At 58.8% G+C, this 14,951-nt stretch carries 14 protein-coding genes and 1 tRNA gene; 9 read left to right on the top strand and 6 right to left on the bottom strand.

The annotated features are described in order from the left end of the window. Window positions 1–150: 150 nt before the first annotated feature. From HAD_RS13220 to HAD_RS13210, 3 genes are all read left to right on the top strand, one after another. A complete protein-coding gene (locus HAD_RS13220; protein ID WP_035572478.1) occupies window positions 151–1,605 on the top strand; it encodes an MFS transporter in 1,455 nt (484 codons plus the stop codon). After that, a complete protein-coding gene (locus HAD_RS13215) occupies window positions 1,602–2,288 on the top strand; it encodes an HAD family hydrolase (protein ID WP_035572477.1) in 687 nt (228 codons plus the stop codon). The genes HAD_RS13220 and HAD_RS13215 overlap by 4 nt, the downstream gene beginning before the upstream one ends. 65 nt (window positions 2,289–2,353) lie before the next feature. Continuing rightward, window positions 2,354–2,947, top strand: a complete 594-nt coding sequence (locus HAD_RS13210) for a hypothetical protein (RefSeq protein ID WP_035572475.1) — start codon at window positions 2,354–2,356, stop codon at window positions 2,945–2,947. A 52-nt stretch (window positions 2,948–2,999) separates the two neighbouring features. On the opposite strand, the gene HAD_RS18115 is transcribed toward HAD_RS13210, so the two are convergent. Together HAD_RS18115 and HAD_RS13200 are read right to left on the bottom strand one after the other, a co-directional pair. Next, entirely contained in the window at window positions 3,000–3,614 is a 615-nt protein-coding gene (locus tag HAD_RS18115) for a GNAT family N-acetyltransferase (RefSeq protein ID WP_051596297.1), read from the bottom strand. Window positions 3,615–3,626: 12 nt separating this feature from the next. After that, window positions 3,627–3,929 carry a DUF1330 domain-containing protein gene (locus HAD_RS13200; RefSeq protein ID WP_035572474.1) on the bottom strand — a complete coding sequence of 101 codons (303 nt, stop codon included), beginning with the start codon at window positions 3,927–3,929 and terminating at the stop codon, window positions 3,627–3,629. 117 nt (window positions 3,930–4,046) lie between these two features. On the opposite strand from HAD_RS13200, the gene HAD_RS13195 reads away from it, so the two are divergent. Then, a complete protein-coding gene (locus tag HAD_RS13195) occupies window positions 4,047–5,351 on the top strand; it encodes an RsmB/NOP family class I SAM-dependent RNA methyltransferase (protein WP_035572473.1) in 1,305 nt (434 codons plus the stop codon). A 2-nt stretch (window positions 5,352–5,353) separates the two neighbouring features. Here the strand turns inward: HAD_RS13195 and HAD_RS13190 are convergent, their stop codons facing one another. Then, complete coding sequence (locus HAD_RS13190) at window positions 5,354–6,397, bottom strand: aspartyl/asparaginyl beta-hydroxylase domain-containing protein (protein ID WP_051596296.1); 1,044 nt, start codon at window positions 6,395–6,397, stop codon at window positions 5,354–5,356. Window positions 6,398–6,497: 100 nt separating this feature from the next. Here HAD_RS13190 and guaA point away from each other — a divergent pair, with 100 nt between their 5' ends. The 3 genes from guaA (at window position 6,498) to HAD_RS13175 (ending at window position 9,376) form a co-directional block, all read left to right on the top strand. Then, the gene (gene guaA / locus HAD_RS13185) at window positions 6,498–8,060 is read left to right on the top strand and encodes a glutamine-hydrolyzing GMP synthase (RefSeq protein ID WP_035572472.1); all 1,563 of its coding nucleotides are present in this window, start codon (window positions 6,498–6,500) and stop codon (window positions 8,058–8,060) included. A 13-nt stretch (window positions 8,061–8,073) separates the two neighbouring features. Next, window positions 8,074–8,523 (top strand): ribose 5-phosphate isomerase B, encoded by a 450-nt coding sequence (gene rpiB / locus HAD_RS13180; protein WP_035572471.1) that lies wholly within the window; start codon window positions 8,074–8,076, stop codon window positions 8,521–8,523. A gap of 64 nt (window positions 8,524–8,587) precedes the next feature. Then, the gene (locus tag HAD_RS13175; RefSeq protein ID WP_035572470.1) at window positions 8,588–9,376 is read left to right on the top strand and encodes a TIGR03084 family metal-binding protein; all 789 of its coding nucleotides are present in this window, start codon (window positions 8,588–8,590) and stop codon (window positions 9,374–9,376) included. Here the strand turns inward: HAD_RS13175 and HAD_RS13170 are convergent. Next, complete coding sequence (locus HAD_RS13170; protein WP_035572469.1) at window positions 9,300–10,562, bottom strand: hypothetical protein; 1,263 nt, start codon at window positions 10,560–10,562, stop codon at window positions 9,300–9,302. The two genes, HAD_RS13175 and HAD_RS13170, sit on opposite strands and share 77 nt — an antisense overlap. A 293-nt stretch (window positions 10,563–10,855) precedes the next feature. On the opposite strand from HAD_RS13170, the gene HAD_RS13165 reads away from it, so the two are divergent. After that, window positions 10,856–11,653 carry a crotonase/enoyl-CoA hydratase family protein gene (locus HAD_RS13165; protein WP_035572467.1) on the top strand — a complete coding sequence of 266 codons (798 nt, stop codon included), beginning with the start codon at window positions 10,856–10,858 and terminating at the stop codon, window positions 11,651–11,653. A 2-nt stretch (window positions 11,654–11,655) separates the two neighbouring features. On the opposite strand, the gene HAD_RS13160 is transcribed toward HAD_RS13165, so the two are convergent. Beyond that, complete coding sequence (locus tag HAD_RS13160; RefSeq protein ID WP_035572466.1) at window positions 11,656–12,855, bottom strand: CaiB/BaiF CoA transferase family protein; 1,200 nt, start codon at window positions 12,853–12,855, stop codon at window positions 11,656–11,658. Between the two features lie 151 nt (window positions 12,856–13,006). Here HAD_RS13160 and HAD_RS13155 point away from each other — a divergent pair. After that, window positions 13,007–13,096: transfer RNA gene (locus tag HAD_RS13155), tRNA-Ser, on the top strand. A 519-nt stretch (window positions 13,097–13,615) separates the two neighbouring features. Here HAD_RS13155 and HAD_RS18735 read toward each other — a convergent pair. Further along, entirely contained in the window at window positions 13,616–14,755 is a 1,140-nt protein-coding gene (locus tag HAD_RS18735; RefSeq protein WP_051596295.1) for a hypothetical protein, read from the bottom strand. Between the last annotated feature and the right edge of the window lie 196 nt (window positions 14,756–14,951).

Raw genomic sequence — 14,951 nt, 5'->3', positions numbered from 1 at the left:
TCGCAGCCGCGCACCGGAAATGCTGGACCACAAGGCCGGATTCCCCATAGTCTGTCCAAAAAGACAGTAAGGGGACGGAAGTTCGATGGAAGCTATTTTGCTCCGCCGGAAAACTGGTATGACGTTGGCGCACTCCCGGGCAGGTGAACAATGACGGTGGCCAGCCCGGCCGTCCCGCCAAAACTCGGATTTTTCGCGCGTTTCTTTTACGGGTTCGGGTCCATCGCCTATGGCGTCAAGGACATCGCATTCAGAACGTACTTGCTCTGGTATTACAATTACATCATCGGCGCGCCGCCGGCGCTTGTCTCGGCGGCCATCATGGTCGCCCTGATCTTCGACGCCATTTCCGACCCGATCATCGGCCAGATTTCCGACCAGCTCCGCACGCGCTGGGGGCGGCGGCACCCGTTGATGTATGCGTCCGCAATCCCGGCCTCACTTTCCTTCGTCCTGCTCTGGTTCCCGCCGCCCGGCCTGGAGGGCGCCGCGCTCTTCGTCTATCTCGTCGTGCTGGCGACAGCGGTACGCACCTTCATCACGCTTTACGAAATTCCGAGTTCCGCGCTCGCGCCCGAACTCGCCCCCGGCTATGACGACCGCACGGCAATCGCCAGCTATCGCTACTTCTTCGGCTATCTTGGCGGCATCGGCCTTTCATTCATTACCTTGTTCTACTTCATGCGTCCGACGGAGGCCTATCCGGTCGGTCAGCTGAACCCCGATGCCTATCTCGCCTTCGGCCTGTTCGGCGGCGGCCTGATGTTCTTTTCGGTCGTGGCATCGACCGTGGGCACGCATCACCGGATCAAATATCTCCGGCTGCAGCCGAACCGCGACGAGCGGAAAAGCGCGTTCCAGACCCTCGCAATGATGGCGCGGACCTTTTCCAACCGGAACTTCCTCGCCATCCTCAGCTTCGGCATTCTGAAATACTCGGCGATCGGCCTGACATCCGCATTGGCGCTGTATTTCGGCACATTCTTCTGGGGGTTCAGCAACATCCAGCTGGCCATCCTGACGCTTGAATACCTCGTCGCTGCGAGCCTCGCCCTGGCGGTTGCACCATGGGCGTCCCGGCTGATGGGCAAGCGCAATGCAGCCTTCGTGCTGGCCGTGCTCGCTGTGGTGATGGGCGCGTTGCCATTCATCCTGCGCCTCAATGGTCTTTTCTTTGAGAACGATGATCCGCGCCTTCTGCCAGCCGTGTTTGCGATCGGCGCGGTGTACTCACTGTGCGGGGTGTCTTCGGCAATTCTTGTCCATGCGATGATCGGCGACGTCGTCGACGACAGCAGCCTGCGCACCGGGCGGCGCGCCGAAGGACTTTTCTATGCCGCCAACAGTTTCATGCAGAAGAGTGTTTCAGGCATCGGTGTCTTCGCCGCTGGACTGTTGCTCTCAGTGGTGGGCTTTCCCGAAAAGGCCAGGCCGGGCCAGGTGCCGCAGGATGTGATCAATACGCTGGCGATCTGGTACATCCCGATCCTGATGGCACTGTATATTGGCGGGGCCAGCTTCCTGTATTTCTACCGGCTCAGGCGCGCAGACCACGACGCCAATCTCGAAGCGATCCGTCAGCAGGAGACGGGCGCAGCAGAATGATTGCGGCGGTCCTGTTCGATCTTGACGATACACTCCTCGATCGAACGGGATCTCTCCGATCGTTCCTGGAAGACCAATACGGAAGATTTTCGGCCCGGCTGGGGTCCGCCTCCTTCCAACAATGGCAGGAGCGGTTTCTTGAACTGGATCAACGGGGCTATGTCCCGAAGTCTGAGGTTTACCCGAAAATTCTGAAAGCGTTCGGGGGTGACCTCTCAATTGCTGAGCTTTTGCTTGCAGACTATAGCGAGCGATGCTGCGAACATGCTCGTGGCTTTCCTCATATGAGAGAAACATTGGAGCAATTGCGAAGCGAAGGCCTTCAGCTTGGGATTATCACCAATGGCTGGACGCTCTTCCAGACGCGGCACATCAATGCCCTCGGATTGGATGAGTTGGTGGATGCCTGCCTCATTTCCGAAGCAGAGCAATTGCGCAAACCTGACGCCAGACTATTTGCGCGCGCCGGCGCGCGTGTCGGCGTATCTCTTCAAGATTGTCTTTTTATCGGAGATAATCCTGTCGCCGATATTTTGGGTGCGCAGGGTGCAGGCATGCAAACAGCCTGGATTCGCCGCGGCCTGGATTGGCCTGCCGATGCAGCCCCAAACCCAGGAGACACACTCCAGGAACTTCATGAGGTTGTCGAATTGGTGCAGGACTCACGAGGTGTGAGCCGGTAGGCGCCACACGGCGGCCTATCCACCACCCAATCCGACCGGATACGCTCGCGCGGTAGTCTCCGCGCATGAGCACAGATTACATCTCCTTCGCCCTGCAGCAGGTTCGTACCAGCCTGGCAAAGGCCACATATGATGCCGGATTGACCCGGTCTTCAGAGACCGTTCCGCAGTCTGCGGCGCGGTGGTGGAAGGCGCGCGTGAAAACGCTGGCGGTCATCCTCCGCCGTCTGATCATGCTGATGGCGCTCAGCCTGACGCTCGATCCACCGAAACCGCGTGTTGCAAAGACTGCCGCGCCGGAGGAGGAGCCTGTGCTCACCAAGGCCCAGATCCCTTACAGCATCGCGCTCAGCGGCCAGACACAGGTCTACACGCTGGATGGCCCGGACTTTCCTGAAGGTTCTCCCGGCGCATCAGGCCCGGTGCCGGTCGCCAGCCTCATGCGCCGCTTCGAGGCACTCGCCCGCATCCTTCGCAATCCGGAGCCTTATGCCGTGCGCGTTGCCCGCATCATGGAGCGCCAGCGGAGGGCAGGGGCGCCGCGTCCGCTCTGCCTGCCGATTGCCACGCACAGGCTGAAGCCGGAACTCGGCGCTGTCGCGGCGGGCCTGCCCATGCTGCTGGCAGATGCGTTCGGCCGGTGGAACGACAGCAGCTGATCCAACGCCTTATCCAACACCGATTTGCCGGACGGGCTGAGGCCCGCGCCGGTCACACGTGCTGGGGATCGCGCGGTTCACGCCACATCGCTTCCATGGGCGGGGCGCCGGGGCCGATTTCGAACAGTTTCATCCGTTCAAATCCGTGGCTCTGGTAGAAGCCGGTATTCATCGGGTTCGAGTTTTCGAGGTAAAGGGGCAGGCGCGCCTTGTCGGCGGCGGCCTTCATCGGCGCCATCATCAGCTTGCCGAGCCCCGTTCCGCGCGCGTCTTTCCGGGTGCCGATGGTGAAGAGGTAGAGGTGCGGGTCTTTCGGGTGGTTCTGATCCATCACCTTGCCGGCTTTGAGGGCCCGGAAGATGGATCCCTGAGATCCTTTGAACATCAGGATTGGCAGGAGACGGAGAGTCGGTATCAAGCCAAGTTCCTGCCGGTTCTGAGACTCGATCCACATCGTCGCCCCGCCTTCGCCGGCCAGGTGGCAGATGCCATATTTCAGGTAAATCGCCTGCGCGAGCAGCGCGAATGTCGGCTTCAGGGCGGTTGTGTGGCCGAATATCCAGAGGTTCACCGGATCGGTCTCGAACGCTTCCCCGGTGATATCGCCAATCAATCGCCAGTCCGCGGGACCGGCATTACGGAGCCCGGAGGGCAGATCGAATTCCATGGTGCAAGTCCTTCAGTTTTCGACGTCTTGCCAGCCTTTGATAAGGGCAATCTCGGCTGTTGAGGATGCGTAGCGGTGCTTCACCAGATCCCTGTATTCCGGGGAATTGTACCAGGTCTGCATGCCTGCCTTGTCGGGAAACTCCAGCAGGACGGTGCGATTGTAGGGCCAATCGCCTTCGATCACCTCGGCGCCGTCATCCACGGACAGGAGTTTTCCGCCATACCGGGGGAGGATATCCATGAAACCGTCGCTGTATTTTGCGTAGGTCTCACGGTCATTGATCTTCAATTTCGCCACTACGTAGACAGTCATTCATGCATCCCTCCGCCAGAGGTGACTGTAAATGCCTCAGAGTTCTGGAGTCTATCTGTTTCAATGGGCGACCGCTCCGGCTAAGCCGTTCGGAAACTCGAAGTACAAAGGTGTTTCATGCGCAACGGCGGAAAGATATCTGCATCCATCGACGTCCTCACAGACGTCCTGAACCGCCACCAGCCGGTGAAATCTGCGGCACGGGACTGGGGCAAGCGCGCCCGCTATGCCGGCGCAAAGGATCGCGCCTGGGTCTCCGGCCTGGTGCTGGACGCGCTGCGCAAGCGCAACTCAATCGCCCACGCCATGGGCGACGACAGCCCGCGCGGCCTGATCCTTGGTGCACTGGCCCATGCCTGGGGCTGGAACATCCGGGAGATCGACGCAGCGATGGATGAGGAGCACGCGCCTGAAAAGCTGACGCTGCAGGAGCGCGAACGCCTCGTCATGGCACCGGACCCGACCGCCCCGCCGCATGCGCAGGGCGACTATCCGGAATGGCTGGCGCCGCACCTTGCCCGCGTCTTCGGGGAAGAGGCTGTCGTCGAAGCGCAGGCCATGGCCGTCCGCGCGGATGTGGATCTGCGCGTCAACACGCTGAAAGTGGATGCGGAAAAGGCGGCCGCTCCGCTGAAGAGCGCCAAGGCGGAACCTTCGAAGCTGCTCCACAATGCCTATCATATTCCCGCCCGCGACCCGTCGCAGCGCGAAGCGAGCCTTGAAAGCATTCCGGCCTATTCGAAAGGCTGGGTGGAAGTGCAGGATGCCGGCTCCCAGATTGCGGCGGCCGCTGGGAACGCCCAGCCGGGCGAACAGGTGCTGGACTATTGCGCAGGCGGCGGGGGGAAGACGCTCGCTTTGGCTTGCCAGATGCAGGGCAAGGGACAGATCTTCGCTTACGACATCGACGGCCGGCGGCTTTCTGCTTTGATCCCGCGCCTGAAACGTTCGGGCGCCCACAATGTGCAACTCGTCCATCCATCGGAGCAGACCCAACTGGAAGATCTGACCGGCCAGATGGACCTCGTTTTTGTTGACGCGCCCTGCACGGGCACCGGCACTTGGCGCCGCCGTCCGGATGCCAAATGGCGCCTAAAGCCGGGGCAATTGGCCAAACGCCAGCAAGAGCAGACGGACATTCTTGCGAACGCCAGCACGTTCGTGAAGCCAGGCGGGCGGCTCGTCTACGCCACCTGCAGCTTCCTGATGGAAGAAGACGAAGACCGCGTGACGGAATTCCTGACAGGCCATGCCGATTTTACCGAGGAAGACGCTGCTGAAGCGGCGATCGCCTCCGGCCTGCTGACGGACGACGGCGCGGCGATGGTCCGCGGCTATCGCGGTCCGTCCGGTTCGGTCCGTCTGACCCCGCGCCGGGCCGGTACGGATGGCTTCTTCTTTGCGGTTCTGCGGAAAGCCTAGGTTCAGCCGGAATAGGAGGTGATCGCGCCAAACAGTTTGGCGACTTCGTCACGTTCCTGCAGGCTCAGCTCCGGACGCCAGATATCGAACAGCAGGACGACGCGGGTCTGGTCCGCTTCGTTCATCGCCTCATGTTCGATACTGTCATCAAACATGACCAGTTTGCCTTCCTGCCAGTAGTGGGTTTCGCTTCCCACCCGCAACCAGGCGGGGCCGGGGACAAGGATGGGAAGGTGGCAGATCAGGCGTGTATTGATCAGCCCGGAGTGCGGCGGAATATGCGCACCGGGCTTCAAGAGCGAGAAGAGGACCATCGGCGCTTTGCCGGGAAGGTGGTCAAATGGAACATCCTCGAAGGCGGATGCGGTAATCGGACAGCGGGCGCAATTCTCCTCGATGCGCTGTCCGTCTTTCCAGAGATAGAAAGCGCCCCAGTCGTCATTCTCGACGAGATCATGCGTGTTTACATTTGTCTGGCTGTCGTCACGCTCCAGATAAGGTCGGAAGGCAGACCGGTCCGCCAGAACGTTCAGGAGCTCGCGGCGGATATCCGCGGTTCTGGCTTCCAGCGCAGGCACCCAGTCGAAATCCTGGGTGTCGTAGAACTGGATCTGCGGCAGGCCCGGGAAATAATACTTGGTCGGCTGTTGGACATAGATCTGCCGCTTGCCGAGCAGGATGTCGACCGACTCGTCGAACCGCTTCGACCGGGCCTGCTTCGGGACGGTCTTTTCGACGAAGCTTTCATAAGCATTCGCATATTCATTGAGCCGGGCCTGAGCCCGGTTCACAGCCGATTCAAAGCCCTGCGGCATAGGAGAGCCGCTCGATCCGATAATCTGAAGCAGGGCGCCATAGGCCCGGCTGGCTTCCTGGCTCATGCCAGCGGCATGCTGGATGTCGCCCAACAGAAGTAGGGCGCCGACGTCGCGCGGCGCTTCTTTCAGAACGGACTGAACGAGGGATACCGCTTCAGCGAAGTTTCCGGCCCGCGCCTGGTCCAGCGCGCTTTGCTTGCGGGTCTCGTGGGGAAGGCTGGCTGTCATGATGGCAGGAAATGCCGGTCCGCCAGCAGGGTCAAGTACTCGCGGCACTGCTGCAGTAACTTGATATGGACGAATCTCTCATCCTCGGCTAAGCGGCGCCATGACTGACCAGAGACACGAACGCGCCCTTATCGTCGACTTTGGAAGCCAGGTGACTCAGCTGATCGCCCGGCGGCTCCGAGAGAGCGGCGTCTACTGCGAAATCCATCCGTTCAACAAGGTCGATGCCGCCTTCCTGGCGGAGTACGATCCAAAGGCCGTCATCCTGTCCGGCGGCCCTTCGAGTGTCACTTGGGAGGATAGCCCGCGGGCCGACGACGCGGTCTTTTCCCTCGGCGTTCCGGTGCTGGGCATCTGCTATGGCCAGCAGGTCATGATGGAGCAACTCGGCGGTAAAGTGGAAAGCGGTACCAGCCGTGAATTCGGGCGCGCGTTTATCGAGAAGGTTGTCGACGACCCAATCCTCGAAGGCCTTTTCCACGCAGGCGACCATGAACAGGTCTGGATGAGCCACGGCGATCATGTCGCTGACATGGCCTCCGGCTTTGGTGTGATCGCCAAATCCCCCGGCGCACCTTACGCGATCATCGCAGCCCCCGAACGCCGATTCTATGGCACCCAGTTCCACCCGGAAGTCGTCCATACGACGCATGGCCGTCAGCTGCTCCGCAATTTTACACACGGCGTTGCCGGACTGAAAGGCGACTGGACGATGGCAGCCTACCGGGCTGAGGCGGTTCAGAAGATCCGCGAACAGGTCGGCGACGGGCGCGTGATTTGCGGGTTGTCCGGCGGGGTCGATTCCTCCGTGGCCGCGGTATTGATCCATGAAGCGATCGGCGATCAGCTGACCTGCGTCTATGTCGATCACGGTCTTATGCGCGCCGGCGAAAGCGATCAGGTCGTGAACCTGTTCCGTGAGCACTACAACATCCCGCTGGTCCACGTGGACGCGTCAGAACTGTTCCTCGGCAAGTTGGAGGGCGTCACCGACCCGGAACGCAAGCGCAAGATCATTGGTGGTCTTTTCATCGATGTCTTCGACGATGAAGCAAAGAAGATCGGTGGCGCGGATTTCCTGGCCCAGGGCACGCTTTATCCTGACGTGATCGAAAGTGTCTCCGCGCTTGGCGGCCCCTCCGTGACGATCAAGAGCCACCATAATGTGGGTGGCCTGCCTGAACGCATGAATATGAAGCTGGTCGAGCCGCTCCGGGAGCTTTTCAAGGATGAAGTCCGCGCCCTCGGCCGGGAACTTGGCCTGACCGACGCGTTTGTAGACCGCCACCCATTTCCGGGCCCCGGCCTCGCCATCCGGATCCCGGGGGCAATTACCCGGGAGAAGGCGGATACACTCCGCAAGGCCGACGCAATCTACATCGACGAGATCCGAAAGGCGGGCCTCTACAACGAAATCTGGCAGGCTTTCAGCGTGCTGTTGCCCGTAAACACCGTAGGTGTCATGGGAGATGAACGCACCTACGAGGCCGTGCTGGCCCTGCGAGCCGTGACATCGACAGATGGTATGACTGCGGACTATTACCCATTCGAGCACGAATTCCTCGGCCGGGTCGCCACCCGCATCATCAATGAAGTGAAGGGCGTGAACCGCGTCGTCTATGATGTGACGTCAAAACCCCCAGGAACAATCGAGTGGGAATAGGGACCACATTCTGATGAGCACCCATAAGCGCATCGTCGTTTCCAGCGACCATGCTGACATCGAGCTACGCAAAACCATCGCCGCGCATATTACCGAACGTGGCTGGGAAGTTATCGATATTGGCCCAATGACGTCGGAAAGCACCCATTATCCCATTCATGGCGAAGCCGCCGCTCAACGCGTTGCCTCTGGCGACTGTCAGCTCGGCATCATCGTGTGTGGCACAGGGCAAGGCATCATGATGGCAGCGAACAAGGTGAAGGGTATCCGCTGCGGCGTTTGTTCCGACACGTTTTCCGCCCGCATGATCCGCCAGCATAATGATGCCAACATGTTATCGATCGGCGCGCGGGTGGTCGGCGAAGGATTGGCTCTCGACATCGTCGATGCGTTCCTCTCTGCCGAATTCGAAGGCGGCCGGCACGCAACCCGCGTCGACATGATCAAAGCGCTCGAAGGTTAGCGCCAGGGAAGTGTGGCATTTCCGGCCGGTCTCGCCGAATATGGCAGAGACATAGGAGGAAAGCATGGAACAGGCAGACGACTTTCTTGAGGAAAGCCGGGCGCTCTTTGCGCTTCTGGCAGATCGGCCTGATTCAGACTTCGACAAAGTCACCCTGTTCAAGGACTGGAGCGTCAATGATGTCCTCCGGCACCTCCATTTCTGGAACTGGATGGCAGAACTGCAGCTCGCGGATGAAGCTCGCCTTGAGGCAGAACTCGAAGCTGTCGGTGCAAAAGGCATGCGTGTCTGTGAGCAAGAGCTGGTTCAAGGCGCATCTGGTGCTGCACTGCTGGCCACATGGTGGAAGCAAGCACAAAAGACGGCGCAAATATTTGCAACCGCCGATCCCAAAGCCCGCCTCAAATGGGCCGGGCCATCCATGAGCGCCCGGTCGTCAATCACTGCGCGTCTCATGGAGACATGGGCGCACGGGCAGGAAGTCTATGATGTCCTCGGTGCTGAACGGGAGGACGCCGACAGGATCCGCAATATCGCTGTCCTGGGTGTGAATACGTATGGATGGACCTATTTGGTCCGCAAGGAAGATCCACCGGGTCCGATGCCGGTGGTCAAGTTGACTGCCCCTTCGGGCGAAATCTGGACGTTCGGAGATGGTGACGGCACCAATTTGATCGAAGGAAGCGCAACGGAATTCTGCCAGGTCGTCACCCAGACCCGGAACGTGAAGGACACCGCGCTCAAGATCGCCGGGCCGGTCGCCACCGACTGGATGTCTAAGGCGCAGTGTTTCGCTGGCGGCCGCTCCGACCCGCCTGCGCCCGGTACGAGATTCCGTCACCCGGCGGGATGATGTCGACCAGGCCGGTATCTTGTATATCGCTCGAAGCGTTGTGTTGCTCACCTGATCTTCTCTCTGAAAACATGACCATCAGCCGAGCCATCAGAAGGATTGCGAAGCTGACCATCATCAGGTGCGGCTGCATCCGCAATCCGTCCATCCGGTAGAGGGTCAACTGATCGGTCGTTGTCAGCCCGGCAAGCAGAAGCCCGCTGCCGAGAAAGCTCAACATGACAGTCCGGCCAGGCGCGGCAGTTTCTTCACCCGCTGTATCGGCCATGGCCAACATGGAAATGATAAAGGTGTAAGCAAAGAACCGGCCCCAATCATGGGCGACCAACAATAGCGGCATGATCGCCAGCGCAGGCAGGATGAAAGCCGCCATGACTGCCAACTGTCTGCCTGACCACGGACGAGACAGGCCATGTCTGAACGTAATCAGGAGCAGGGCAAGAAAGACAGGCAGCGCCGCAGCGCCGCCAAGCCGTGCGATGGTCTCCATATATCCGCCAATGCCGCTGGCAAACATGCGGATGAGTTCGTCCCGCAGCAGGTTGGTGAAGCTGTCGAACTGCAAGGGGTAGATGTATGTGACATCGCCAAGATGCAGGACCGGATTGGATGTGACCGGTTCTGCTTCATTGGTGAGTAACAGGACCGCGACGCCTCCTGCGCTGCTGATGAAGCAGGCGGCGAATGCCATCCAGGCGCCTCGGCCTTTTCGAAGCATCAACGCCTGGATGAATAGGGCTGGCAGGACAAAGAAAACCGCCGCTTCATGAATTAGCGACATGGTAAGCCCGAAAGCAGCAAAGACTGCTGTGATGACACCAATTCGGCGTCCCGCCAGCAGATGCCTGGCAAGAAGCACGTAGACCAGCACAATCAGCTGGATCGGATCCCCCAGCGTTTCAATCAGCATCCCCGATGTGACTGGCGAAAGAAGTGCGATGACCAGGATCGTTGCCGCTTGCCATCGGGCGAGCGGACGCGTCAGGCGCCACAATGCATCGGCTATGACGACCATCAGCGCCAACGCGATGACCCAGCTGAAAATTGCAATAACGGCGTAGTCGGAGGGGTCTCCGCCGGGCAGTTGAATCAATGTTCCAAGCAGTCCGCGCCGCACAAAACCACTCGAATAGTCTCGAGCCCAATGCGTTGCCCAATATCCGTCCGGACCAAACCAGCCGAACAAGTGTGGCTCGGTCCTGACGACGAGGACGATACAGACCACAAACACCGCAATGAGCCAGAATACTTGTCGATCACCCAGCCTTCCCATCCGATCCTCGCCGTCTTGAGCGGAGGCACCGAATTTCCGTGCCCGACAATAGCATCACAATCGGGGATAGATGATTCGTAATACTTAATAGAGCTCTTCCTCAGTCATATGGCGGCGAATCTGATCGAAAACGCCGCATGGGCGGACATGGACAAGCGGGGCAGGGGCTGTCAGTTCTCCTGACAGCATAATTGGAGGCAAACCGGATGTCGGTCATTAAACTCGAAAAACAGGGTCCCATCGTCATCATGACACTCAACCGGCCGGATGCGATGAACGCGCTGGGCCAGGATGGTGATGGAAAAGCAATCGCAGCGGCTTGCGCTGAAATCACCGCAGACCCGGAAATTCGTTGCGCGATCCTGACCGGCGCCGGGCGTGCTTTCTCAGCGGGTGGCGACGTGAAAGCCATGCAGAATAAGACCGGTGCGTTTGGCGGCAAGCCGCACGATATTCGCGAAGGCTACCGGCGGAACATCCATGTGATCGTCCGCTCGCTCTACAATCTGGAAGTCCCCCTGATCTCTGCCATTAACGGGCCGGCCATCGGCCTCGGCTGCGATGTTGCCTGCATGGCGGACATCCGCATCGCATCGGAAAAAGCCAAGATGGGCGTCACCTTCCTGAAACTGGGCCTGATCCCCGGAGATGGTGGCGCCTGGTTGTTGCCACGCCTGATCGGTTCATCGCGCGCGGCGCAGCTTCTGTTTACCGGGGATGTCATTGACGCGCAGACCGCGTGCGACTGGGGCCTTGTTTCCCAGGTCGTGCCGCCCGAACAGTTGATGGAAGAGGCAATGACACTCGCCAAGCGCATTGCGGGGCAACCGCCGCAGGCCCTGCGGCTCGCCAAGACATTGATGCGTCAGGGCGCCACGACGTCCTACGACACGATCATGGAAATGTCCGCCGCGGCCCAGGCGCTGATGCACGAAACGGACGATCATATGGAAGGCGTCAATGCCATCCTCGAAAAGCGCACGCCTGAATTCAAAGGCGAGTAGCGCTATTTCACCACGCCATCGGCATACAATGTGTCGATGTCTCCCGAGGGTAGCCCCAGGCTCTCGAGGACGGCGCGCGTATGCTCCCCGAGTTTCGGTGATGGTCCCTTGGGGCCATCATCGGCGCCCGGAAACCGGACGGGGGACGCAGGAGAAGGGTAGGTCGTGCCGTCGCCTTTGCTGCTCGGCACCTGAACGATCGCGCCGGCAGCCTCTGTCTGCGGATCTTCTGCGACTTCTGCCAGTGTCTGGACGGGCGCCCAGGCGATTGAATGTTCGTCCAGACGAGCCGAGATCTCAGCCTTTGTATAGTTGGCAAAACCCTGGTCGATAATATCGACGAGTTCGGCGCCATTCTGCCGACGGCTTTTGGAACTGGTGAAGCGGGCATCTTCCATCAGGTCTTCGCGGCCAATGACTTTGCACATCGGCACCCAATCCACATCGCCCTGACGCTGGACGATGCAGATCCAGCTGCCGTCCTTGGTCTTGAAGAAATTGGTCATGGGCACATTCTGCTCGTGTCGACTCTTTGTGGACGCGACGCGATTGAAGAAAAGCTGGATCGCGAAGTCGGACCCGAGCGCATAGAGACCCGCCCGGAAGAGGGAAGACTCAACCAAGCGTCCCTTGCCGGTCCGCGTCGCCTCCACAAGTGCAGCGCAAATGCCTGCTGCCGTCGCCATGGACGTCGTATGGTCCCCAAAAGCGGTCCGGAGCGGGAAGGGTTCCTGACCTTTTGGAACGGTCAAGGCGCCGACGCCCGTGCGGCTCCAGAAGCTTGCGACGTCAAACCCCGGCCGATCGGCATCCGGGCCTTCAAGGCCGTAACCGGTGAGAGAGCAATAAACGAGCTTTGGGTTGATCTTGCTGAGTTCCTCATAACTGAGGCCAGAGCGTTCCAGTCCGCCGGGGCGAACATTCGTCAGAAAGACATCAGCCTCTTCCACCATCTTCCGGAGCAGTTTCTGGCCTTCTGGTTTCGACGTATCAATCGCAATCGACTTTTTGCCGCGATTGTCGAAGTCGAACACGGGGTTGTCCTGGATGTCCGTCCCGATGGTCCGGAAGAAGATCCGGATCGGGTCGCCGCCGGGCGGCTCGACTTTTACAACATCTGCGCCCCAGTCGCTGAGGATGGATCCCGCGCCCGGCGCTGCCATGTAGGTTGCGTATTCGATGACCTTGATGCCCTCGAGCATTGGCTGACTCCTCCGAATTTTATGTCGTTTTCCAAAGGACCTTCGGACAGTCCGGACCTAATATCCAGTCCTGCCGCAAAGAGAGCCGGTCAGAGAGCGCAGATCAGGGCTTGCCTGTCGGAGCAGGATCGTGAAAAACGCCGGTTGCCGCGGAGGAGTGGCAGAGTGGTTGAATGCGGCGGTCTTGAAAACCGTTGAGCCTTTACGGGTTCCGGGGGTTCGAATCCCTCCTCCTCCGCCAAAATATTCGATTATCTCTTTGTTTTTAATGCTTATTTATTTTTTCCTGGACGAACCAACCCTCATTTTGTCCCACAGCTAAATTTCAAGCATTTCACTGAATACCTTGTGCAGGCTCGGGCTGATTAGCGATGTGTGATTCCATTACGGCTCACAAATGCCTCTGATCATGCTCAGCATGGTATGATGTGGCATGTACTGGCTTGACGTCGAGGTCTTTGGGATTGGCAATTTGTTCAATGTGCGTGCGCAACCGTTATGATGGTTCCGTCTTGCGCGAGCACGAGACAAAGCTCCCGGAGCTGACCCGATTTATTCGGCATCCAGGCACCGAAGTATCTCTTCACACGTTTCCAATCCCTGTCGGAAAAATAGAGCCGCTCGGTTTGATCATAACTCGGTTCGCTTGATCCAAATTTCACTAGCAGCTCAATGGCCATTTCTGGGATAGACCTTTGCGCCTTTCTCTTTTCTGCGTGTCGAGACGTCTGGAAGGACCCAATGAGATTTGAGGTCGACATCATTTGGCCTCTTGAGTTTGAGTGGTCAATTGATCGGAATTCGGAATATTAAGGCCCGCGAGCGCTACCCGGCGCCAGCTTTGACCAGTAACGATTCCCCAGTTTCCACTCTCCGGGTTAGGTCTGCGCCATCGCGGCGTTTCCATTTTTGACAGGATGTCCAGAGCGGTTCGATAGTCTGCGACTTTCTGTTCGGCGCCCTTCGGCCCGATGGTGTACCCGGCTTCGGAGGCGCCTCTCCCGTCGCGCCAACACAGTTCTGGTAGAAATTCGGACCCATCGTTGGCAACAGGGATAAAGACATAGTCAGCCAGCTTGGATTCGGACGTTTCGCTTCCGTAAGGAACATCCTCACCCCAATCAGAGTTCAGAGGCTGCAGATCTTCAATGGCCTGCCAAATGGATGGTTTGTAGTCGCGCGCTTCCAGCCATGCTCGTGCGTTCTCCGCGGCGATCTTTCCATCTTTTGCGACAAGCGGTGCTTCATCCGTCTTGGCGTAGACGGCGTTCTGTAGTCGCTTCATTGACACGCGTGAGAGGGCCGCGAGCTCTGCGATTGAGAGGGAGTCTCCCTTGTCGTAGGCGAGACGGGCTTTGGCAGCGGTCCTTGTTGTCAGACACGCGTCGAATAGGCCCGATTTCAGCTGGGCGGCAGGCAGCAGCTTTTCGAGTTCATCTACTTCCTCGCAGACATCCTGCACCCATTTTTCCAGATCTCGCTGAGCCTCCCGTCTCGATAGGACTACAGTCGAGCGTGGATCGGTTGGATCCGGCCAGTACTCCGGATTCCAATTCGGTATCATTCCGAAATATGCAAATGCGTTCAGATCGTGCAGGCGATCAAATAGATCGGGGCCGTTCAGCACGGAATAGGACATGGCCTCTTCAAGTTCCTCGCGCCAATGCGGGGTAATCTGGGTCTTTGACAGGCGAGACCAGTCCCATTCAAGAACGTCTCCATGGGCCACAATCTCAATTAGGGCGGCCATGCTGACATTGGCTTTGTGAGACGACGTCATACGTTCAATAAGCTCGCCGATAAGGGCGAGTATGGACTTTCCATTGTCGTGTTCCAGCCAATCGTATTCGGCCTCAAATTCATCGAGCCGATCATGAAATTCATCTCTCAAAACGCGCATACGAAAACTCCTGGGTGCAATGGAATTCTGGAATACCCATGTATTAACCAAAAAATGATGATGTAGTCAACAAATAAATCTGAAATACCCAAAAGTTTAGTGGCCGCCCGAAAGACTTTTCAAGCGTGCATGGAGAACCTCTTCTGTAACGGAATTGAAAGGTCGTTGTTTAGGCCCGTTCCGACCCGCGATCGCC

The organism is Hyphomonas adhaerens MHS-3 (assembly GCF_000685235.1).
In the GTDB taxonomy this organism is placed as follows: Bacteria; Pseudomonadota; Alphaproteobacteria; order Caulobacterales; family Hyphomonadaceae; genus Hyphomonas; species Hyphomonas adhaerens.
Note: the sequence above shows the minus strand (reverse complement) of the source record. Positions and strands in the feature narration are given on the sequence as shown.